Origin of the sequence: Glycomyces luteolus (assembly GCF_027622875.1) — a bacterium.
GTDB lineage: Bacteria > Actinomycetota > Actinomycetes > Mycobacteriales > Micromonosporaceae > Glycomyces > Glycomyces luteolus.
The window spans coordinates 111,970-129,922 of the sequence record NZ_JAPZVP010000007.1 but is presented as its reverse complement, the minus strand read 5'-3'; the positions used below and the strand labels follow the sequence as shown (position 1 = coordinate 129,922).

General features: G+C 72.9%; 25 protein-coding genes. 11 read left to right on the top strand and 14 right to left on the bottom strand.

Features of this window, described 5'->3' with window-relative positions; all coding sequences use genetic code 11:
* Positions 1–80: 80 nt before the first annotated feature.
* Complete coding sequence (locus O1R50_RS10960) at positions 81–305, bottom strand: hypothetical protein (RefSeq protein ID WP_270110063.1); 225 nt, start codon at positions 303–305, stop codon at positions 81–83.
* Positions 302–904, bottom strand: a complete 603-nt coding sequence (locus tag O1R50_RS10955; protein WP_270110062.1) for a rhomboid family intramembrane serine protease — start codon at positions 902–904, stop codon at positions 302–304. The genes O1R50_RS10960 and O1R50_RS10955 overlap by 4 nt, the downstream gene beginning before the upstream one ends.
* A gap of 130 nt (positions 905–1,034) precedes the next feature.
* Between O1R50_RS10955 and O1R50_RS10950 the strand changes: the two genes are divergently transcribed.
* Positions 1,035–1,586 (top strand): FKBP-type peptidyl-prolyl cis-trans isomerase, encoded by a 552-nt coding sequence (locus O1R50_RS10950; RefSeq protein ID WP_270110061.1) that lies wholly within the window; start codon positions 1,035–1,037, stop codon positions 1,584–1,586.
* Positions 1,587–1,642: 56 nt separating this feature from the next.
* Here O1R50_RS10950 and O1R50_RS10945 read toward each other — a convergent pair whose 3' ends face one another.
* From O1R50_RS10945 to O1R50_RS10935, 3 genes are all read right to left on the bottom strand, one after another.
* Positions 1,643–1,921, bottom strand: coding sequence for a MoaD/ThiS family protein (locus O1R50_RS10945; RefSeq protein WP_270110172.1), 279 nt, complete (start codon positions 1,919–1,921; stop codon positions 1,643–1,645).
* Positions 1,921–3,063 (bottom strand): WD40/YVTN/BNR-like repeat-containing protein, encoded by a 1,143-nt coding sequence (locus O1R50_RS10940; protein WP_270110060.1) that lies wholly within the window; start codon positions 3,061–3,063, stop codon positions 1,921–1,923. Before O1R50_RS10940 ends, O1R50_RS10945 begins: the two co-directional genes overlap by 1 nt.
* Before the next feature lie 84 nt (positions 3,064–3,147).
* On the bottom strand, positions 3,148–3,666 hold the full coding sequence (locus O1R50_RS10935; protein WP_270110059.1) for an AAA family ATPase: 519 nt from the start codon (positions 3,664–3,666) through the stop codon (positions 3,148–3,150).
* Between the two features lie 120 nt (positions 3,667–3,786).
* On the opposite strand from O1R50_RS10935, the gene O1R50_RS10930 reads away from it, so the two are divergent.
* Positions 3,787–4,491 carry an HNH endonuclease family protein gene (locus O1R50_RS10930; protein ID WP_270110058.1) on the top strand — a complete coding sequence of 235 codons (705 nt, stop codon included), beginning with the start codon at positions 3,787–3,789 and terminating at the stop codon, positions 4,489–4,491.
* On the opposite strand, the gene O1R50_RS10925 is transcribed toward O1R50_RS10930, so the two are convergent.
* Positions 4,488–5,159: a maleylpyruvate isomerase N-terminal domain-containing protein gene (locus O1R50_RS10925; protein ID WP_270110057.1), complete on the bottom strand. Its 672-nt coding sequence runs from the start codon at positions 5,157–5,159 to the stop codon at positions 4,488–4,490. The two genes, O1R50_RS10930 and O1R50_RS10925, sit on opposite strands and share 4 nt — an antisense overlap.
* 39 nt (positions 5,160–5,198) lie before the next feature.
* On the opposite strand from O1R50_RS10925, the gene O1R50_RS10920 reads away from it, so the two are divergent.
* From O1R50_RS10920 to O1R50_RS10905, 4 genes are all read left to right on the top strand, one after another.
* The gene (locus O1R50_RS10920) at positions 5,199–5,924 is read left to right on the top strand and encodes a hypothetical protein (protein WP_270110056.1); all 726 of its coding nucleotides are present in this window, start codon (positions 5,199–5,201) and stop codon (positions 5,922–5,924) included.
* Between the two features lie 35 nt (positions 5,925–5,959).
* Positions 5,960–6,460 carry a tetratricopeptide repeat protein gene (locus O1R50_RS10915; protein ID WP_270110055.1) on the top strand — a complete coding sequence of 167 codons (501 nt, stop codon included), beginning with the start codon at positions 5,960–5,962 and terminating at the stop codon, positions 6,458–6,460.
* A gap of 66 nt (positions 6,461–6,526) precedes the next feature.
* Positions 6,527–7,102 (top strand): GNAT family N-acetyltransferase, encoded by a 576-nt coding sequence (locus O1R50_RS10910; RefSeq protein WP_270110054.1) that lies wholly within the window; start codon positions 6,527–6,529, stop codon positions 7,100–7,102.
* Positions 7,103–7,127: 25 nt separating this feature from the next.
* Positions 7,128–7,640: an RBBP9/YdeN family alpha/beta hydrolase gene (locus tag O1R50_RS10905; RefSeq protein ID WP_270110053.1), complete on the top strand. Its 513-nt coding sequence runs from the start codon at positions 7,128–7,130 to the stop codon at positions 7,638–7,640.
* Here O1R50_RS10905 and O1R50_RS10900 read toward each other — a convergent pair.
* The 4 genes from O1R50_RS10900 to O1R50_RS10885 are packed head-to-tail and all read right to left on the bottom strand — an operon-like array spanning position 7,633 to position 10,237.
* Positions 7,633–8,505 carry an aminoglycoside phosphotransferase family protein gene (locus O1R50_RS10900; RefSeq protein ID WP_270110052.1) on the bottom strand — a complete coding sequence of 291 codons (873 nt, stop codon included), beginning with the start codon at positions 8,503–8,505 and terminating at the stop codon, positions 7,633–7,635. The genes O1R50_RS10905 and O1R50_RS10900 overlap by 8 nt on opposite strands.
* A complete protein-coding gene (locus O1R50_RS10895; protein ID WP_270110171.1) occupies positions 8,498–9,040 on the bottom strand; it encodes an ATP/GTP-binding protein in 543 nt (180 codons plus the stop codon). The genes O1R50_RS10900 and O1R50_RS10895 overlap by 8 nt, the downstream gene beginning before the upstream one ends.
* An 11-nt stretch (positions 9,041–9,051) precedes the next feature.
* Positions 9,052–9,819, bottom strand: coding sequence for a nucleotidyltransferase domain-containing protein (locus tag O1R50_RS10890; RefSeq protein ID WP_270110051.1), 768 nt, complete (start codon positions 9,817–9,819; stop codon positions 9,052–9,054).
* Positions 9,820–9,862: 43 nt separating this feature from the next.
* Positions 9,863–10,237, bottom strand: a complete 375-nt coding sequence (locus O1R50_RS10885; protein WP_270110050.1) for a MerR family transcriptional regulator — start codon at positions 10,235–10,237, stop codon at positions 9,863–9,865.
* 94 nt (positions 10,238–10,331) lie between these two features.
* Here O1R50_RS10885 and O1R50_RS10880 point away from each other — a divergent pair, with 94 nt between their 5' ends.
* Positions 10,332–11,297 carry an aldo/keto reductase gene (locus O1R50_RS10880; RefSeq protein WP_270110049.1) on the top strand — a complete coding sequence of 322 codons (966 nt, stop codon included), beginning with the start codon at positions 10,332–10,334 and terminating at the stop codon, positions 11,295–11,297.
* Here O1R50_RS10880 and O1R50_RS10875 read toward each other — a convergent pair.
* The gene (locus O1R50_RS10875; RefSeq protein WP_270110048.1) at positions 11,294–11,713 is read right to left on the bottom strand and encodes a secondary thiamine-phosphate synthase enzyme YjbQ; all 420 of its coding nucleotides are present in this window, start codon (positions 11,711–11,713) and stop codon (positions 11,294–11,296) included. The genes O1R50_RS10880 and O1R50_RS10875 overlap by 4 nt on opposite strands.
* Positions 11,714–11,791: 78 nt before the next feature.
* On the opposite strand from O1R50_RS10875, the gene O1R50_RS10870 reads away from it, so the two are divergent.
* The 4 genes from O1R50_RS10870 to O1R50_RS10855 are packed head-to-tail and all read left to right on the top strand — an operon-like array spanning position 11,792 to position 15,382.
* A complete protein-coding gene (locus tag O1R50_RS10870) occupies positions 11,792–12,322 on the top strand; it encodes a DUF1697 domain-containing protein (protein ID WP_270110047.1) in 531 nt (176 codons plus the stop codon).
* Between the two features lie 47 nt (positions 12,323–12,369).
* The gene (locus tag O1R50_RS10865) at positions 12,370–13,344 is read left to right on the top strand and encodes a tyrosine-type recombinase/integrase (protein ID WP_270110046.1); all 975 of its coding nucleotides are present in this window, start codon (positions 12,370–12,372) and stop codon (positions 13,342–13,344) included.
* A 50-nt stretch (positions 13,345–13,394) separates the two neighbouring features.
* Entirely contained in the window at positions 13,395–14,894 is a 1,500-nt protein-coding gene (locus tag O1R50_RS10860) for an AlkA N-terminal domain-containing protein (protein WP_270110045.1), read from the top strand.
* The gene (locus tag O1R50_RS10855) at positions 14,891–15,382 is read left to right on the top strand and encodes a methylated-DNA--[protein]-cysteine S-methyltransferase (RefSeq protein ID WP_270110044.1); all 492 of its coding nucleotides are present in this window, start codon (positions 14,891–14,893) and stop codon (positions 15,380–15,382) included. The genes O1R50_RS10860 and O1R50_RS10855 overlap by 4 nt, the downstream gene beginning before the upstream one ends.
* Before the next feature lies 1 nt (position 15,383).
* Here the strand turns inward: O1R50_RS10855 and O1R50_RS10850 are convergent, their stop codons facing one another.
* From O1R50_RS10850 to atzF, 3 genes are all read right to left on the bottom strand, one after another.
* Positions 15,384–15,827 (bottom strand): hypothetical protein, encoded by a 444-nt coding sequence (locus O1R50_RS10850; protein WP_270110043.1) that lies wholly within the window; start codon positions 15,825–15,827, stop codon positions 15,384–15,386.
* Between the two features lie 142 nt (positions 15,828–15,969).
* Positions 15,970–16,212 carry a ribosomal protein L7/L12 gene (locus O1R50_RS10845; RefSeq protein ID WP_270110042.1) on the bottom strand — a complete coding sequence of 81 codons (243 nt, stop codon included), beginning with the start codon at positions 16,210–16,212 and terminating at the stop codon, positions 15,970–15,972.
* An 8-nt stretch (positions 16,213–16,220) separates the two neighbouring features.
* Entirely contained in the window at positions 16,221–17,948 is a 1,728-nt protein-coding gene (gene atzF / locus O1R50_RS10840; RefSeq protein WP_270110041.1) for an allophanate hydrolase, read from the bottom strand.
* Between the last annotated feature and the right edge of the window lie 5 nt (positions 17,949–17,953).

Below are 17,953 nucleotides of genomic sequence, written 5' to 3'. Positions count from 1 at the left end.
TATTTCACTAGGATGTTAGCACTATAGGGCTATGGGGGTGCGCCGTCGATCCCGGGGGCCCGCCCCTCCCCCGCTCCGGCTTATCGTCCCTGGTTGCGGGGGTGGCGGCGGGCGGCGCGTTCGTTGCCGAACTTGTACGCGCCGGTCCAGCGGGCCATCACGAGCTGCTCGTCCCCTGCGGTGATCTCGTCGAGGAACTTCGTTGCACGGGCCCCGCGGAGCGTCGCGGCGGCCCGCCCGCGATGCGCGATGACGACGGTGCCGTCCCGCCGCGCCGTGTAGCTGAAGCCGCTCGGGGCGCTCACGCGGCCGGGCTCGCCGCGCGGCGGGCGGCCTTCGCGGTGGCGAACGCGGCGAGGATCCCGCCGATGAAGCCGAACAGGTGGGCCTGCCAGGACACGTGCGGATGCGACGGCAGCACGCCCCAGATCAGCGACCCGTACACGATGACGATGAGGACGCCGATGAGGATGTCGGCGATGCTGCGGATGAAGACGCCGCGGGCGAGCAGGTACCCGAACAGCCCGAAGGCGATCCCCGAAGCGCCGACTGTCACCGACCACGCGGGCGCGAGCAGCCAGACGCCGAGCCCGGAGACGACGAGCGAGCACGCCAGCGCGATCCACATGCCGCGCCAGTCGCGGAGGGCGGCGATGGTGCCCATGACGGCGAGCGGGATGGTGTTGGAGATGAGGTGCGGGGCGCCGGCGTGGAGGAGGGGTGCGGCGAGGATGCCGGGGAAGAGGCCTTCGGTGGTGCGCGGGGTGATGCCGTAGCCGGTGAGGTGTGCGGGTAGGACGATGTCGATGATGAGGATGAGCCACAGGAGGGCGATGATGGCGCCCCAGAGGGTGAGGGCGCGGCGGAGGGGGTGCATGGGTGCGGGTGTGGTGGGGCCGGTCATCGTCGTCCTTGTGGTGTGGTGCAGTCGGGGTCGTTGTGTTGAAGGGTAGTCGGTGGCGGGCGTGTGCGGCTGCTCGCTCGGGTGCGGCGTGTGGGCGGGGGCGGGGTGGGGCGGGTGGTAGGTTCCCTCGGTGGCCTTTAGCCTGCTGAGTCGAGTTTGGAAGCCGGTGGCCGTCGCGTGTGTGAGCGTGGGGCTGCTGGCGGGTTGCGGCGTGGATGACGACGCCGCCGAGGAAGGGAATGCTGACGTGGTGCAGATCAGTGACGGTGTCGAGGTGTCGGTGTCGGCCGAGACGGATGCGAAGCCGGTCGTGTCGGTGCCGAGTGACCAGCAGCCGCCGGCGGCGCTGTTCACCTTCGATGTGGTCGAGGGTTCGGGTGCGGAGGCGAAGGCCGGGGATGCGGTCGCGGTGCAGTACGCGGGGTTCAACTGGTCGGACGGCAAGGAGTTCGATGCGTCGTGGAACCGGGGCGCGCAGCCGTTCTCGGTGTCCCCGTTGGGTTCGGCGCCGGTGATCCAGGGCTGGAACGACGGCCTGGTGGGTGCGCAGGTCGGCGACCGCCGGCTGATCGTGATTCCGCCGGAGCTGGGTTACGGTGCGGCGGGCGCCGGTGGCGTGATCGGTCCGAACGAGACGCTGGTGTTCGTGGTGGACGTGGTGTCGATCAACGGCAAGTCCTAGTCCCCCCAGGGTGTTGCGGGGCGTCGCGCTGGTGCGCGGCGCCCCGATTTCGTGTGTCAGCCTCCGGCGATGGAGGGGAGGATCTGGATGTCGCGGCCGTCGACGGCTGTGTCGAGGCCTTGGAGGCGGCGGCTTTCGTCGTCGCCGATGTAGATGTTGACGTAGCGGCGCAGTTTCCCGGCTTCGTCCCGCAATCGGCGGCCCAGGCGCGGGTGCTCGGCGGCGATCTGGTCGAGGACGTCGGCGAGGGTCGCTTCGGCGGGGACGTCGATGCCGAGGTGGCGGGCCCCGCCGCATTCGGAGGCGAGTGCGGCGGGGAGTTTCACGTCGACCATCACGGGGTCTCCATGGCGCGGACGCAGAGGACGTCGGGCAGGTGGGCGGCGATGAGGTGCCATTCGCCGGTCTGGTCGTCGGCGGCCCAGACGTCGCCGCAGCGGGTGCCGAAGTACCAACCGGGTCGGGTGGCGCCGTCGGTGCAGGCGCCGTCGCGCATGACGGTGCCGAAGTAGGGCTCGGCGGGGAGGCCGGTGCCCCAGGGGTTCCAGGTGTCGCCGCCGTCGGTGGTGCGCCAGGCGCTGATGTGGTGGTCGGGCGGGGTGCGGTCCATGGATTCGCCGACGGGCCAGGCCATGACGGTGCCCGGTTCGGTGGGGTGGGCGACCATGGCGAACCCGAAGTCGGAGGGGAGGTTGGCGGAGATGTTGGTCCAGCCGCCGTCGGGTCGGGTGGCGCGGTAGGCGGGGCCGTGGGATTGGGCGAAGAGGGTGCCGGCGGCGTCGCGGGTGACTTTGTGGATGCATTGGCCGGAGTCGGGTTCGGTGTCGGGGCTGTAGTCGGCGGTGATGCCTTTGGTGATGCCGTTCCAGGTCTTGCCGTCGTCGTCGGTCTGGTAGATCCCGCCTGAGGAGATGGCGACGGTGAGGTGCTGGGGGTTGTTCGGGTCGGGGACGATGGTGTGGACGGCGGGGCCGCCGGCGCCGGAGGCCCAGGTGGTGTGTTCGGGGTGTTCCCACAGGGCCCGGTTGAAGGTGAAGCTCTGGCCGCCGTCGTCGGAGGTCCAGAGGCTGGTGGGTTCGACGCCGGCCCAGACGCGCTGGCCGGGGCCGAAGGTGAGTTGCCAGATGCGTTTGACGGTGTTGGTCTGGTCGGTGTCGGGTTGGTCGAGGCCGGCGGTGTCGGAGAAGTCGAGGGGCCGGTAGGGCAGGTCTTGGGGGAAGGCCATGGGGGCGTTCTCGGGTTCGGACCAGGTCTGGGCGCGGTCGTTCGAGCGCCAGATGGAGGGTCCGAAGAAGGTGGAGGCGCCGACGAGGATGCGGCCGGTGGCGGGGTCGCAGGCGGCGGCGTAGATTTCGGCGACGGCGGTGAAGCCGTCGTCGTCGAGTTTGGCGGGGCCGTCGACGGACCAGTGGACGCGGTCATCGCTTTGGGCGGTGAACAGGCCTTTGCGGGTGCCGATGAGGACGAGGTAGGCCATGGCGGGCTCCTTTGCCGTGCGGTGTGTGGCTGCTTCGCTCCCATCGTCGCGCCAGGGTGTGACGTTTTCAGGCGGTTGCGGGTTTCAGCCGGTCACGGCGGTCGTGATGTGGGCGGCGACCTGGTCGGGGGTGAGGTGGCTGGTGTCGATGATCTCGGTGTGGTCGCGCATCCATGCGTCGAGGGCGGTCTCGTAGCGTTCGCGGTGGTCGAGGCGCCATTGCTTGGCGGTGGGTTCGTCGGTGTCGTGTTCGACGCGGTGGCGGAAGGTGTCGCGGTCGGCGTGGAGGGTGAAGGCGCGGACGGGGATGTCGGCTTTGGCGAAGCCGTCGGTGAGTTCGGTCCAGTAGCCGTGTTGGAGGACCGATTGCGGGATGACGAGGGTGCCGCCGACGAAGTCGAGGACTTGGCGGGCGGTCTCGATGGTGAGGCCCCGCCAGGGCGCCCATTCTTTGAAGTCGTGGCAGGGGATGTCGCCGATGATGGGGCGCAGGAGGTATCCGATGTGCTCGGAGTCGAAGACGCGGGCGGGGAGGGTGTCTTTGAGGAGGCGCGCGGTGGTGGTCTTGCCGGCGCCGAAGTTGCCGTTGAGCCAGACGATCATTCGGGGGAATCTAGCAGGCGCGGGCCTGTTCGGGCGGACCGCGTTGTGTTACGTTGCGAACATCCCGGGCGCACTGGTGCGCCGCCGTGCCCCTCTCGCTGTCCCGTTAGGACGTCGCCCATGCGTGCCTCCCGTCTGCTCCTCGTGCTCCCCCTCGTGCTCGCCGCGGGCTGCTCCGATCTGTCCGGTCTGGTGGACGAGGCGACCACCGACGCCCCGTCCGGGACCGGCCCCCAGGTGTCGAACGAGTTCAGCGCTACCGCGCCGTTCACCGTCACCGTCGACCCCGCCGCGTTGACCGCCGGCATCGAAGCGCTCGAGGTCGCCGAGGAGCGCGACAGCGGCTACGACCGGTCCCTGTTCCCCCACTGGAAGGACGACGACGGCAACGGCTGCGACGCCCGCGACGACGTGCTCGTCAAGCAGGACCGCACCGGGGCCCTCACCGAGGCCGACTGCGACGGCGCGATGACCGGCGAATGGGTCTCGATGTACGACGGCGAGACCGTGACCGCTTCCGGGGACATCGACATCGACCACTTCGTGCCGCTGAAGGAGGCGTGGGGCTCCGGCGCGGTCGACTGGACGACCGAGGACCGCCAGGCCTACGCGAACTGGCAGGAGAACAACTGGCACCTCATCGCCGTCACGGCCTCCTCCAACCGCTCCAAATCGGACCAGGACCCCGCCGAGTGGATGCCCGAGGACGAGACCGTGTGGTGCGCCTACATCTGGGCGTGGGTCGAGGTCAAGACCGAATGGCACCTCGCCGTCGATGAGGCCGAGCAGGCCGCGCTGCTGGACTACACCGCCTCGGCCTGCTAGCCGAGCGCGAGCCAGGTGATCCCGCGCGCCTCGACCGCGGCCCGCTCGGCGGCGGTGAAATCGTCGCGGCCGGTGGCCTTGGCGATGAAAGCGACCGGGCCCAGACCGAGGCCGGCCAGCACGGTGGCGTGGTCGGGGCCGAGGAGGAGCGCGGCGACGTGCGCGGCGGCCTCGGGGGTGGTCCAGCGCGGCCGGTCGAGCGCGTCGGCGAGGTCGATGCCGTGCACGGCGACTTCGACGACGCGGGTGGTGAGGAAGTCCTCGAGGGTCATGGGGTCGCCGTGGCGGGTGGTGACGCGCCGCCCGGGCGCCTCGTTCGCGCACCGCTCGAGTGTGCGTCGGGTGGCGTGGAAGCGGGCGGCGACGGCCGGGCCGCCTGCTGCGGCCGCTTCGGCGGCCGAGTCGATGCGGATCTCGTTGACGTCGGGCGAGAAGCGTTCGTCGGGCCGGTAGTAGCCGGCGGCGTCGACGGCGGCTTCGGGGGGCTCGGGGGCGTCGAGCATCGGGCACAGCCGCGCGAGGGTCATGGTGATGTGCGCGGCGAGTGCTGCGGCATCCCATGGGGTGCAGCGTGTCGGTGCGGTCCAGTCGCCGTGGTCGAGGCCGTCGAGGACGGTGGAGAGCTGCTCGGATTCGCGGTTGAGTGCGGTGAGCGCGGATGGGATCATGGGCGGCATCCTAATCGTCTTGCGTCCCTGGGAGTGCCGATGCTGTATGCCGCCGTGATCCGTCCTGTGATCGATCGCGTCCACGTGTCGCTGCGCGCCGGGGCCCGCGCGGAGGTCCGGGACCTGTACGCGCGCCGCGGGTTGACGCCCGGCCTGGAGATCGACGTGTTCGCTGCACTGCTGGACCACCCGGTGCCGGAGGCGGCGCTGGCGGCGCGGATGGCGTACTGGCCGTTCGATCCGGAAGCCGCCGAAGCGCCGGGCCTGGTGGAGCGCATCGACGGGTACTGGCACCTGACCGAGGCCGGCCGCGCGATCACATTGGAGGCCGACCGGGTCTTCGCGGCGACCGCGGAGCGGCTGTGGTCCTACCGGCCCAGTCCGTCGATGCCGGGACTGGCCGCGGTCGAGGCGGTCCTGCCGCTGGTGCAGCGGCTGCTGGAGGCCGGGAAGGCGACGGGCGGTCCGGTGTTCGAGGCGTTGACGCCGGTGTGGGAACCGGTGGGTGCGTCGCCTTCGGCGCTGCTGGCCTCGCGGCTGGAGGCGCTGCGGCACCACCGGGCGGATGCGCACCGGGCCGCTTGGGGCGCTGCGGGTTTGACGGTCGAGCAGATCCAGGCGCTGGAGCCCGGCCCGGAGCGGGAGGCGATCGAGGCCGAGACGAACCGGCTCGACGCCCCGATCTACGAGGCGTTGGACGCCGATGAGCGGCTGGTCCTGCTGGGCGGGCTCGGTGCGCTCGCCGACGGGCTGAGCGACCGGTAGGCGAGACGGCGCCGCGGTGGCGTAGGTTGCCGGGCATGGCAACTGAGGCTTGGGAAGCGCGCGTCGCCGCGCTGTGGGAGCGGCTGGACGAACTGGGCCGCGACGAGTTCGTGCAGGCGATGATCGACCTCGCGGCCGAGTGCGGCCCCGACGACCCGCTGGCGCTGTTCGAGGTCGGCGGCGCGCACGATTCGACCGGGTACACCGAGGCCGCCGTCGGCTACTACGGGCGCGCGATCGCCGCGGGACTGTCGGGGGTGCGGCGCCGCCGGGTGTCGATCCAGATGGCGTCGTCGCTGCGCGAGACCGGGCACCCCGAGCGGGCGCTCGAGATGATCAAGGAGGAGCGGGCGCGCGGCTCGGATGCGTACGATGACGCGCTGGCGATGTGCGAGGCGTTGACGCTCGCGAAGCTCGGCCGCGACCGCGAGGGCCTGTCGGTCGCGCTCATCGCCCTCGCCCCGCACCTGCCGCGCTATCAGCGGTCCACGGTGAACTACGCGCGCGGCCTGGTCGGCGACGCCCCGATCGGCTGACGCACTCGGGCGCCGTTTCGGGGCGAGCGGCGGCGCCGACGCGCGGCGGGCGATAGGTTCGATGGCGTGGAACCGCAAGTGACCGTCGCCGAACTGGTCCCGGACCGGTGGCCGGACTTCCTGGCGCTGGCCCGGCAGATGGGCGCCAACCGGTCCTGTTACTGCATGTGGTGGCGCGAGGAGCGCGGCGAGCGCCTGTCGCGGCCGCGGTCGGCAGCGGCCAGGGAGGTCGTCGACCAGGGCCCGCCGGGGCTGATCGCCTATGCGGACGGGGAGCCGGTCGGCTGGTGCGCCGTGGCGCCGCGCTCGGCGTATCCGCGGCTCAACACCGCCCGGGGCACCCGGCCGCTGCCCGAACCCGGGGATCTGGACGCGGTGTGGGTGGTGTCCTGCTTCTTCGTGCCCGAGCAGTGGCGCGGGCGCGGCGTCTCGCGGGCACTGCTGGATGCCGCCGTCGACTTCGCCTACCGGGGCGGCGCCGCCGTGGTGGAGGGCGTGCCGATCGACCCGGCTGTGGTCGACCGCAGCCCGGGCGGCTCCTACACCGGGACGCTCCCGATGTTCCTGGCGGCGGGGTTCGAGGAGGTCGCCCGCCCGACCCCGAAGGCGCGGGTGACGGTCAGGCATCGCCGCCGGGCGTGAACGGCGGCGCTGGGATGATCGGGGCATGCGGTTCCTGGCGGTCCCCGGGCGGGGCGTTCCCAAGGCGACACATTGGCTGCGCGAGTGGGCTTCGCGCCCGGGCTGGGCGTGGGCGCCCGAGCCGCCGGGCCCGCCCCTGGTGTTCGCCGATCGCATTGCCGCCCTGGACCTCGCGATCGGCGCCAGTCCGGAGCCGGTGGTCCTCGTCGCCCACTCGGCGGGCTGCATCACCACGGTCATGTGGGCCTCGCGCCACGACGGGCCGGTGGCCGCGGCACTGCTGGTGACCCCGCCGTGGCTGCGCGAGGCCGAGCCGGATTCGGACGCGGACCGGCGGGTGCCGATGGCGCCGTTGCCGTTCCGCGCGGTGCTCGTCGCCTCCCGTGACGACCCGTACTGCACGTTCGCTTCCGCCGGGGTCTACGCCCAGGCGTGGGGTGCGGCGCTGTTCGACGCCGGAGAGGTGGGGCACCTCGACTCGAAGACCGGGTTCGGGCCGTGGCCGGCCGGGGAGGCCCTGGTCGCCGACCTCAGGTGAGCGGGTCGGCGAGGACTTCGGCGAGGTTGCGGGCCTGGATGCCGTCGGGGTCGTGCCCGGAGATGCCGGACATCATGATGAGGGCCTTCCAGAGGGTCCAGGCGCGGGCGCGCGCCCACGTGCCGTCGTCGAGTCCGGCCGCTGCCCGGAACCGGGCGCGGTCCTCGCCGGTGAAGTAGGTCCAGGCGATCGGGAGGTCGCAGGCGGGGTCGCCGATGCCGCACGTGCCGAAGTCGATGAGCGCGGCGAGCCTTCCGCCGGTGGTGAGGAGGTTCCCTGCCGCGATGTCGCCGTGGAACCACACCGGCGGGCCGGCCCAGACGGTGCGCATCGCCTCGTCCCAGATCGCTTCGCACGCTTTCGTGTCCACAGTGTCTGCAAGGAGGCGGAGGGACCGCTGGACCTGGTCGGCGTAGGCGCTGGGGTGGCAGCCGCGGTAGAACGAGTGCGCTCCGGCGGCGGTGCCGCGCCTGGTCGGGGCGGCGCGCAGCACGGTCAGGACCGTCCCGAGGTCGTGCGCGAGGCGGGCGCGGTCGACGTCGGGCGCGTCGAGGAGCGTGTCGCCTTCGAGCCAGCGCCGGACCGACCACGGGTGCGGGTAGCGCTCGGACGGTGCGCCGGTGGCGACCGGTTCGGGCACCGGCAGCGGCAGGTGCGCCGCGAGGGCGGGCAGGGCGCGGTCTTCTTTCTCGACGGCCGCGGCGTAGGCGCCGCCGCTGGGCAGGCGGACCGACAGTTCGGTGCCGAGCCGGAAGGTGCGGTTGTCCCAGCCCTGCTTCGGGACCGGTGCGACCGGCAGGTGGGCCCAGTGCGGGAACTGGTCGGCGACGAGGGCCTGGACGAGTGCGGCGGTGAGGTCAGTCAACGGTCTCGTTCTCGGTGGTCAGGCGCAGGACGAGCGCGGCGCGTTCGGCGGCGGGCGCGGGCGGGACCGGGACGCATTCGTACCCGAGTTCGCGGTAGGCCGCGCGGTGGATCCGTTCGAAGTGGAGGGCCTCCTCGAAGCCGATGCGGCGCGCCTCGGTGCGGGTGATGAACCCGAGGTGCTCGACGAAGAGGACGCGCCGTTCGTAGACGGCTTCGGCTTTGATGCGGTCGAGTTCGGCCGCGAGCGCCGGCCCGACCGGGCGGTTCTGCAACCGGGCCAGCGCGAGGGTGCACACCGGGGAGCGGTCAAAGTACTGGACGGGCCCGGGCAGGGTGTCGGCGGCGCGTTGGCGGCGTGCCTGCTCGTCGGCGATGGCGTCGAGGAAGCCGGGGGCGTTCCATGGCAGCGGGTCGCCTGCGGCTTGCGCTTCGGTGATGAGGTCGGTGGCGGTCTCGGCGGTCGCGGTGTGCCCGGCGGCGGCGAGGTGCCCCAGGATGGTGGTCTTGCCGGCGCCGGGGGTGCCGGTGAGGATGTGGCGGCGGATCAGTGGTCCTTGTCGGTGCAGGTTGCGGCGGCCAGGTCGCGGGCGGTGCGGACGATCGCGCGGTCGTCGCCGTCGAGGTGGGTGTCGAGGCGGGCGGTGGCGAGCCGGTACAGCTCGAGCGCGGCCGCGCAGCCCCGCTCGTGGTCGCAGCCGCTCACGCCCGCGGCGTCGTCCCAGGCGCGGGCCCAGGCCGGGCCCGCCGCGTCGGCGAGGGCGTCCCACAGGTCGTTCTCGGAGTCGACCAGGATCCGGTGGGCGGCGGCCATGGGCTGGCCGAGCTGGAGGGCGAGGACGGCGCGGTTGGCGGCGGCGGCGCGGGCCCGGCCTCGGGCGAGCATCCCGCAGACTTTGTGGACTTCCTCGGCGAGGCCCACGAGTGCTGCCGCGGCCCACCGGTCGCCTTCGGCGGCCAGCGCGTCCCATGTCCAGGCTTGCGCTTCGGTCCGGAGCCGGTGCATGGTGCCCTGCGGGTCGGTGAGGATCCGCGCGGCGCGCCAGGCGGCGACGGCGGTCACGGCCTCCCAGGGGCGGGTGAACGCGGCGGCCAGATCGTCGGGGGTCTTGCGGGTGAGGGTGACCATGCGGCCCTCGACCTGCTTGACCTGCACGCCGCTCGCGCCGTCGGCGGCGAGGATCAGATCGATGTCGGAGTGGGGGTGGTCGGTGCCGTTCGCGACGGACCCGAACAGGGCGATCCCGATCGAGGCGGGGGCGAGCTCGGCGGCGACGATCGCTGCGATGCGGGCCGCTTCCAGGTGATGGGGCACGCGCCGAGTATCGCCGCGCTACGGGGCCGGTGTCGACTGGTTTTCACACGCTCCGGTAGTAGTCGATCTTCCCGGAGATGTAGTCGCGTTTCGCGGCGAGGTCGGCCATGCGCTCGTCGACGGCGACGCGGTGGGCCTCGAGGAGGCGGATGCGTTCGGGGATGGTGTGGTCGCCTTCGCGCACGAGGTCGGCGAAGCGGGCCATCTGCTCGACCGGCATCCCGGTGTCGCGCAGGCATTTCAAGGTGCCGAGCCATTCGAGGTCGCCGTCGGTGAAGCGCCGCTGCCCGGTCGCGGTGCGCCGCACGTCGTCGATCAACCCGATGCGCTCGTAGTACCGGAGGGTGTCCATGGTGAAACCGGAGCGGCGCGCGCATTCGCCGATCGTGTAGGTCGGGGCCGTTGCATTGTCTGCCACGAGCAACGAGGATACCTCACCCCACTGGCCTGCGGGTTTGCGTTGGAGTCCACTCCAAGTCCTAGCGTCGGAGGTCGAACGAGAGGAGACCGCTGTGGAGCGGATCGCATTGGGACCGGACCGGATCGACGTGTCGCGCCTGTGCCTGGGGGCCATGGCCCTCGGCGGCGTGCAGGACGAGGCGACCAGCTTCGCGATCCTGGACCGGTTCACCGAACTGGGCGGCAATTTCATCGACACCGCCAACTGCTACATGTTCTGGATCGACGGCGGCACCGGCGATGAGTCGGAGCTGCTGCTGGGGCGCTGGCTGGCCGCGCGCGGGAACCGGGACGACCTGGTGATCGCGACGAAGGTGGGTCGGCGGCCGTCGTTTCCCGGTGGGGGCCTGGACCATTCGGAGCCGTTGACGGCGGAGCGGATCGGCGCCGGGTTGGAGGAGTCGCTGCGGCGGCTGGGCACCGACCGGGTGGATCTGTTCTGGTCGCACCGCGACGACCGGGACACGCCGCTGGAGGCGACGGTGGCGGGGTTCGACGCGGTGGTGCGGGCCGGGAAGGCCCGGATGGTCGGGGCGTCGAACCATGCGGCGTGGCGGGTGGAGCGGGCGCGGTCGGTCGCGGCCGCGACCGGCGCGGCGGCGTATACGGCGATGCAGAACCGGTACTCGTATCTGCAGCCGCGCCCGGGGACGGCGCTGCCGGAGGGCGGGCACGTGCACGCCGCGCCCGAGGACCTCGATTTCGTGGCCGGGACGCCGGGGACGGCGCTGCTGGCGTACTCCTCGCTCCTGTCGGGCGCCTATGTGAACCCGGGCAAGCCGCTGGGTGAGCACTACCGGCACCCGGGGACCGAGGCGCGCCTGCGGGTCCTGGACGAGGTCGCCGCCGAGACCGGTGCGACGCGCAACCAGGTGGTGCTGGCGTGGCTGGCCGGGCACCGGGCGCCGATCATCCCCCTGGTGGGGGTGTCGTCGGTGGCGCAGCTCGACGAGGTCGCGGCCGGCCTGGAGGTGAAGCTCGACGCCGGGCAGTGGGAGCGCATGAGCGCCGCGGCCTAGCCGAGGAAGCTGAGGCGGACGGTCCGGTCGGGGTTGTCGCGGTTGGTGTCGACCAGCAGCACCGACTGCCAGGTGCCGAGGGCGATGCGTCCGGCGACGACGGGGAGGGTGGCGTGCGGGGCGACGAGGGCGGGCAGGACGTGGTCCCGGCCGTGCCCGGTCGAGCCGTGCTGGTGGCGCCACCGGTCGGTGCGCGGGAGGAGGTCGGCGAGGGCGTCGAGGAGGTCCTCGTCCGATCCCGCGCCGGTCTCGATGACGGCGATCCCGGCGGTGGCGTGCGGGACGAACACGTTGAGCAGGCCCTCGCGGGCGCCGATGGAGGACAGGAACGCCTCGCAGTCGCCGGTGAGGTCCTTGACGGTCTCGCGGCGTCCGGTGTGGACGGCGATGGTGGTGGTGCGGAACGCCGGGCTCATAACCGCCGATCTTGCCACGCCGCGGCCCGTCGTACCGTCGGGGTAGGTTGGGTCCATTGCGGCGGGAGGAGTGCTTTGGTGACGACCTATGTGGCGCTGCTGCGGGGCGTGAACGTCGGCGGGCACCGGAAGGTCCCGATGGGCGAGCTGCGCGAGGCCCTCGCGGCGGCCGGGTTCGAGCGGGTGCGGACCTACATCCAGTCGGGGAACATCGTCCTCGACTCAGGCCGGGACGCGTCCGCGGTGGCGGCGGGGGTCGCGGCGGTGATCGCGGAGGCCTTCGGGCATACGGTCCCGGTCATGGTCCGCACGGCCGCCGAGATCGACCGGATCGCGGGGGCCGACCCGTTCGCGGGCCGGGGCCTCGACGCATCGAAGGTGACCGTGACGTTCCTGTCCGGGCCCGCCCCCGACCTGGCCGTCCCCGCGGGGCAGGCCGAGGAGGCGCACGCGGCCGGTTCCGAGGTGTGGGTGTACTACCCCGACGGGCTGGGCCGCTCCACGCTGGAGCGGACCGGGTTCTGGAAGCCGCTCGGGGCCCTCGAGGCGACGACCCGGAACATTCGCACGGTGCGCAAGCTCCGCGACATGGCCGCCGAGTCGGCGTGAACCGCTACGGCCGGAACGGGAGTGGGACGTGAACTATGGTGGGACGCATGTCCGCTGAGATCGCAGGGATCGACTGGAGCCGCGCCCCCGCACCGCTCCGCCCGGGCGCGGACCCGTACCGGGCCTATCTGGACACGCTCGGGTCGGCCGAGTCGCGGCGGACCATGCGCGGCTGCCTCGACCGGATCGCGCAGCTCCTCTCCGGCGACCCCGACACGGTCGGCGCCGGCCAGCCGTGGCATCTGCTGCGCTATGAGCACACCTCGCGGCTGCGGGCGGCGATGATCGACGCCGGCTGGTCGGGCGCGTACGTCAACAAGCACCTGGCGGCGCTGCGCCGGGTCCTCAAGGAGGCGTGGCGGCTCGACCTGATGGCCGCCGAGGACTACCAGCGGGCCTGCGACCTGCAGCCGGTGAAGGCCCAGCGGCTCCCGGTGGGCCAGCAGGTCGACGCCGAAGCGCTCGGCGCGGCCCTGTACGCGTGCGACGCCGACCCGGGCCCGGCCGGGGCCCGCGACGCCGCCGTCCTCGCGACCCTGTACTCGACGGGGTGCCGCCGCTCGGAGATCGCCTCGATGCGCCTGGCCGACTACGACCCCCTCGAACGCTCGATCCGGATCGTCGGCAAGGGCAACAAGGAGCGGTCGGTGTACGTCACCGAGGCCGCCCAGGCCCGCATCGACCGGTGGACGGCGGTGCGCGGCAACGACGCCGGGGCCCTGTTCTGCCCGATCAACAAGGCCGGGCGGCTGCGCCGCACCGGCAACCAGCTCTCCGGCATGACCGGGCAGGCGATCGCCGACCTGCTCATGAAGCGCCTCGTCGAGGCCGGGCAGCGCCGCCACACCCCGCACGACTTCCGGCGCACCTTCATCGGCGAGCTCCTCGACGCCGGCGTCGACCTGGCCATCACCCAGTCCCTGGTCGGGCACGCCTCGCCGGCGACGACCGCCCGCTACGACCGCCGCCCGGCCCGCCGCTCCCGCGAGGCCGTCGACCGCCTCCATCTCCCCGAATCGTGATGTCGATTTCTGGCTAGCCGTTGTCGTACCCCCGGGGCAGTCTTGTGGACATGGACTTCCAAGCGATCATCGGCAACGAGGAGCGGCTGCAGGCCGCCGTCGCCGGCCGTGACGCCCGCTTCGACGGCTGGGTGTTCCTCGCCGTCACCTCCACCCGCATCTACTGCCGCCCCTCCTGCCCTGCTGTCAAACCCAAACGCGAGCACCAGCGGTTCTACCCGTCGGCGGCCGCGGCGCAGGAGGCCGGGTACCGCGCGTGCAAACGCTGCCGCCCCGACGCCTCCCCCGGCTCCCCCGCCTGGGACTGGCGCACCGACGTGTGCGCCCGCGCCATGCGCCTCATCGGCGAGGGCGTCGTCGACCGCGAGGGCGCCGCCGGCCTGGCCACCCGCCTCGGCTACTCCCTCCGGCAGCTCGAACGCCTCCTCATCGCGGAGGTCGGCGCCGGACCCGCCGCGCTCGCCCGCGCCCAGCGCGCCCAGGTCGCCCGGACCCTGATCGAGAACACCGACCTGCCGATGGGCCAGGTCGCCTTCGCCGCCGGCTTCGCCTCGATCCGGGCGTTCAACCGCGTCGTCGCCGACGTCTACGCCTGCGCCCCCACCGAACTGCGCGCCAAAGCGAAAGGCCGCGCCGCCGCCGGCGGCGGCGCGATCACGCTCCGCCTGGCCTACCGCGAACCGTTCGAGCCCTCGAACCTGTTCGGGCACCTCGCCGCCGCCGCGGCCCCCGGCGTCGAGGAATGGCGGGACGGCGCCTACCGCCGCACCCTGCGCCTGCCCCACGGCCCCGGCACCGCCGCCCTCCGCCCCGGACCGGGCTACATCGAATGCCGCCTGCGCGTGGCCGACCTGCGCGACGTCACCGCCGCGGTCGCCCGCTGCCGCCGCGCCCTCGACCTCGACGCCGACCCGCACGCCCCGATGGAGGCCCTCACCGCCGACCCGGTCCTCGCGCCCCTGGCCGAGAAGACCCCGGGCAGGCGGGTGCCGCGCAAAGCCGACGGCCCCGAGTACGCGATCCGCGCCGTCATCGGCCAGCAGATCGCCACCGCCTCGGCCGCCACGATCGCCGCCGGCCTCGCCGAACGCTACGGCGAGAGGGTCGACGACCCCGACGGCGGCCTCAGCCGGCTCTTCCCCGCGCCCGCGGCGCTCGCCGAGGCCGACCCCGCCCACCTGCCCATGCCCGGCAGACGCAAGACCACGGTGCTCGCCCTGGCGGACGCGCTGGCCGGGGGCCGGGTCGATGTGGGGCCGGGCGCCGACTGGGCCCGCACCCGCGCGTCGCTGGCCGCCGTGGCGGGGGTGGGGCCGTGGACGATCGAGATGATCGCGATGCGCGCGCTGGGCGACCCGGACGCGTTCCCGGTGAAGGACCTCGGCGTCATCAAGGGCGCCCGGCATCTCGGACTCGGTGCCGGGCGGGCCCTGGAGGCGCGTTCGCAGGCGTGGCGGCCGTGGCGGGCCTACGCCGTCCAGTACCTGTGGGCCACCAGTGAGCACCCGACGAACCACCTGCCGATCGAGAAGGAAGCGAGTACGCGATGAACACCAGCGCGAGGCATCTGACGATGGAGTCGCCTCTGGGCCTGCTGGCCGTCTCGGCGGTCGAGGCGGGCGTCGCCTACGTCCACATGGGCGTGGAGGAGGTGAAAGACGCGTGGGGCCCGGAGGAGGCGACCCCGGTCCTGGAGGCCGCGGTCGATCAGCTCGAGGCGTATTTCGCGGGCGAGCTCAAGGAGTTCGACCTGCCGCTGGCGGCGCAGGGCACCGATTTCCAGCACCGGGTGTGGGACGAGCTGTGCCGCATCCCCTACGGCGAAACCGTGTCCTATATGGAGGTGGCGGAGCGGATCGGGGACCGGAAGGCGGTGCGCGCGGTCGGTTTGGCGAACGGCCGCAACCCGATCGCGATCGTCGTCCCCTGCCACCGGGTGATCGGCGCGAACGGGAAGCTCACCGGCTACGCCGGCGGCCTGTGGCGCAAGGAGCGGCTGCTGTCGCTCGAACGGGGCGAGCCGGCCCTGTTCGCCTGAGTCAGATGAGGGTGACGGTGAGCTGGACGGTGACGGTGCCGCCCTCGACGATGATGCTGGAGGCGTGGCAGACGTCCTCGGTGCATCCGGCCGGGATGGTGCCCGTGGCGGTGCCGTTGGGGGTCGTCCCGGCCAGCAGGGGCGCCTCCATCGCGTTGTCGGCGAGGAAGTCGTCGAAGTCGTCCGCGGGGATCTCGACGGTGACCTCGGCCCGGTCCCCGGGGGCGGGCGACTCCATCTGGGACAGGTCGGCGTCGGTGACCTCCGTGTCCTCGGGGAAGGCGAGGTGCGTGGCGCCTTCGACGGTGGCCACGCTCGGCTGGGGGCCCCCTTCGAAGGCCCAGCCGATGCCCCAGACGGCGGCGATGAGCCCGCCGAAGACGCACGCGAGCCAGAGGGCGGCTACCAGTGCGCGGCGGACCGTGGGCTGCGGCGGGGGTTTCATGGCCGCGACCCTACCCGAATCCCGCGAGTGACCGTCACATCCACCGGTGCCCGGTGGCCCCGCGCGAGCGTGTGCCGTTGCGTCGCAACGGCATCGGGCCCGGTCCGCAACGTGGACCGGGCTCTGCTCCGGCCGGGGCGGTTCAGCGGCCCGCTTCCATGCGCTCGACCGCGTCTTTCGCTTCCTTCAATCCGACGCCGGTGATCTCCCGGTAGGCCTTGATCGCCTGGATCTTCCTGCCCTGCCGCACGAGGTCGCGGACGCCGCCGAACGGGTCGGGCTCCGGCGGCGCGTAGTCGCGGATCTCCAGGTGCTGCATGACCAGGTCGAGTTTGCGTTCGATCCGGGCGAGCGCCTGCAGGGTGAGGTCGTGTCGGTCGCGCATCGTGCTCCTCAAGCGTCGTGGGTGCCGCCCATGGTAGGCGCCTGCTGCCGCCAGGCCTTCCATCCGCCTGCGGCCGTGATGTCCTCGCCCGCGGCCGCCCCGGCGACGAACCCGGTCGCCCAGGTGCCGTCGTCGAGTTCGACCTTGCCGAGGGTCATCGGCGCCGGGAGCGCCTCGAGGAACCGGCCGAGCGCGGCCGGGCTGAGGACCCAGCGCTCACCGGGCAGGCTCGCGCCGTCCCCGGCCCTGACCACGAGCGGTTTGGGCGGGTCGGTGTCGAGGGCGAACATCCGGTAGGCCGGTGCGGTGCGCACCTCGCCGCCGTAGCGGGCGCCGAGATCGGTGAGCTGGTGGTTGAGACTCATACCGGTCAGGTGGGCGCCGAAGACGACCAGGTCGGCCCCGGCCGGGCCGAACCGCGGCGCCTCGACCCCGAGGAACCGCGCGGCGAGGTCGACGGCGACCTGGTCGCGGAAGGCGGGGACGATGAAGCTGACCCCGAACCCCTTCGTGCCGGCGGTCCCGGCGGGCACCGCGACGGCGGCCATGTCGAGGAGGTTCACGAAGTTCGTGTACGTGCCCATGCGCGCGTTGACGCCGATCGGATCCGCCGCGACCTCGGCGAGGCTGGGGTGCAACGGCGCGGTGGGCAGCAGGAGCGCATCGAACCCGGCCAGCAGCGCTTCTGACTCCCGGCGGATGGCGCGCAGCCGCTGCTGGTCGGCGGCCAGGTCCGCACCCGAGAAGGCGACGGCGCCGGCCACGATCGCGGCGACCGTCGGGTCGGTGTCCGCAGCGTCCAGATGCGCCCCGAACGCCGCGAACCGCTCGGCCACGAGCGCACCCTCATACAGCAGCAGCGCCGCATCCAGCAGCGGCTGCACATCGATGACCGCGACCGCCGCCCCGGCGTCCGCGCACCGTTCGACCGCAGCCGCCCACAACGGCCGGAAATCCGGATCCAGCGCGGCCAGCGCGCCCGGTGCGGGGATCGCGACCCGCGGCACCGGCGGCGCGGCCAAGACGGCATCGGCCGGCCACTCCCGCGACGCCGGGTCGGCGGCACTGGGCCCGGTCATGGTCCCGATCGCGAGCGCGGCCAGATCCAGGTCGGGCGCGAACACGGTCAGGCAGTCGTAGGACGCGCACGCGGGGACGACCCCGTCGACCGGGACGAGCCCGAGGGTCGCCTTGACCCCGACGAGCCCGCCGAGCGCGGCCGGGACCCGCCCCGACCCGGCCGTGTCGGTGCCGAGCGCGAAATCGACCACGCCCAAGGCCACGGCGACGGCCGAACCCGAGGACGACCCGCCCGAGATCAACGCCGGATCGGCGGCGGACCTGACCGCACCGAACGGACTGCGGGTACCGACCAGGCCCGTCGCGAACTGGTCGAGGTTGGTCTTGCCCAAGCAGATCGCCCCCGCCGCCTGCAGCCGCGCCACCCCGGTCGCATCCGCCTCCGGCACATACGCGAACGACGGCGCGGCCGCGGTCGTCGCCAGCCCGGCGACGTCGATGTTGTCCTTCGCGGCGAACACGGTCCCGGCCAGCGGCAGGTCCGCGCCCGCGGCGACCGCGGCGTCGATCCGGGCGGCCTCGGCCGCGAGGTCGGCCTCCCCGCGCACCGCGATCCACGCCTCGGGCCGTTCGGCTTCGGCGATACGGGCGAGGGCGGCCTTGACCCGCTGCGCGGCGCTGGCACTGTTCACGAGGTCCCCTGTCTGGTTGTCCACTTGGT

Bases quoted from the DNA above. Each gene is read 5' to 3' on its own strand.
- O1R50_RS10845 (WP_270110042.1), bottom strand. From the start codon at position 16,212: ATGCGCGACCGACACGACCTCACCCTGCAGGCGCTCGCCCGGATCGAA.
- O1R50_RS10930 (WP_270110058.1), top strand. From the start codon at position 3,787: ATGCGTGCCTCCCGTCTGCTCCTCGTGCTCCCCCTCGTGCTCGCCGCG.
- O1R50_RS10865 (WP_270110046.1), top strand. From the start codon at position 12,370: ATGTCCGCTGAGATCGCAGGGATCGACTGGAGCCGCGCCCCCGCACCG.
- O1R50_RS10955 (WP_270110062.1), bottom strand. From the start codon at position 904: ATGACCGGCCCCACCACACCCGCACCCATGCACCCCCTCCGCCGCGCC.
- O1R50_RS10855 (WP_270110044.1), top strand. From the start codon at position 14,891: ATGAACACCAGCGCGAGGCATCTGACGATGGAGTCGCCTCTGGGCCTG.
- O1R50_RS10850 (WP_270110043.1), bottom strand. From the start codon at position 15,827: ATGAAACCCCCGCCGCAGCCCACGGTCCGCCGCGCACTGGTAGCCGCC.
- O1R50_RS10915 (WP_270110055.1), top strand. From the start codon at position 5,960: ATGGCAACTGAGGCTTGGGAAGCGCGCGTCGCCGCGCTGTGGGAGCGG.
- O1R50_RS10940 (WP_270110060.1), bottom strand. From the start codon at position 3,063: ATGGCCTACCTCGTCCTCATCGGCACCCGCAAAGGCCTGTTCACCGCC.
- O1R50_RS10905 (WP_270110053.1), top strand. From the start codon at position 7,128: ATGCGGTTCCTGGCGGTCCCCGGGCGGGGCGTTCCCAAGGCGACACAT.
- O1R50_RS10875 (WP_270110048.1), bottom strand. From the start codon at position 11,713: ATGAGCCCGGCGTTCCGCACCACCACCATCGCCGTCCACACCGGACGC.
- O1R50_RS10920 (WP_270110056.1), top strand. From the start codon at position 5,199: ATGCTGTATGCCGCCGTGATCCGTCCTGTGATCGATCGCGTCCACGTG.
- O1R50_RS10860 (WP_270110045.1), top strand. From the start codon at position 13,395: ATGGACTTCCAAGCGATCATCGGCAACGAGGAGCGGCTGCAGGCCGCC.
- O1R50_RS10925 (WP_270110057.1), bottom strand. From the start codon at position 5,159: ATGATCCCATCCGCGCTCACCGCACTCAACCGCGAATCCGAGCAGCTC.
- O1R50_RS10935 (WP_270110059.1), bottom strand. From the start codon at position 3,666: ATGATCGTCTGGCTCAACGGCAACTTCGGCGCCGGCAAGACCACCACC.
- O1R50_RS10945 (WP_270110172.1), bottom strand. From the start codon at position 1,921: ATGGTCGACGTGAAACTCCCCGCCGCACTCGCCTCCGAATGCGGCGGG.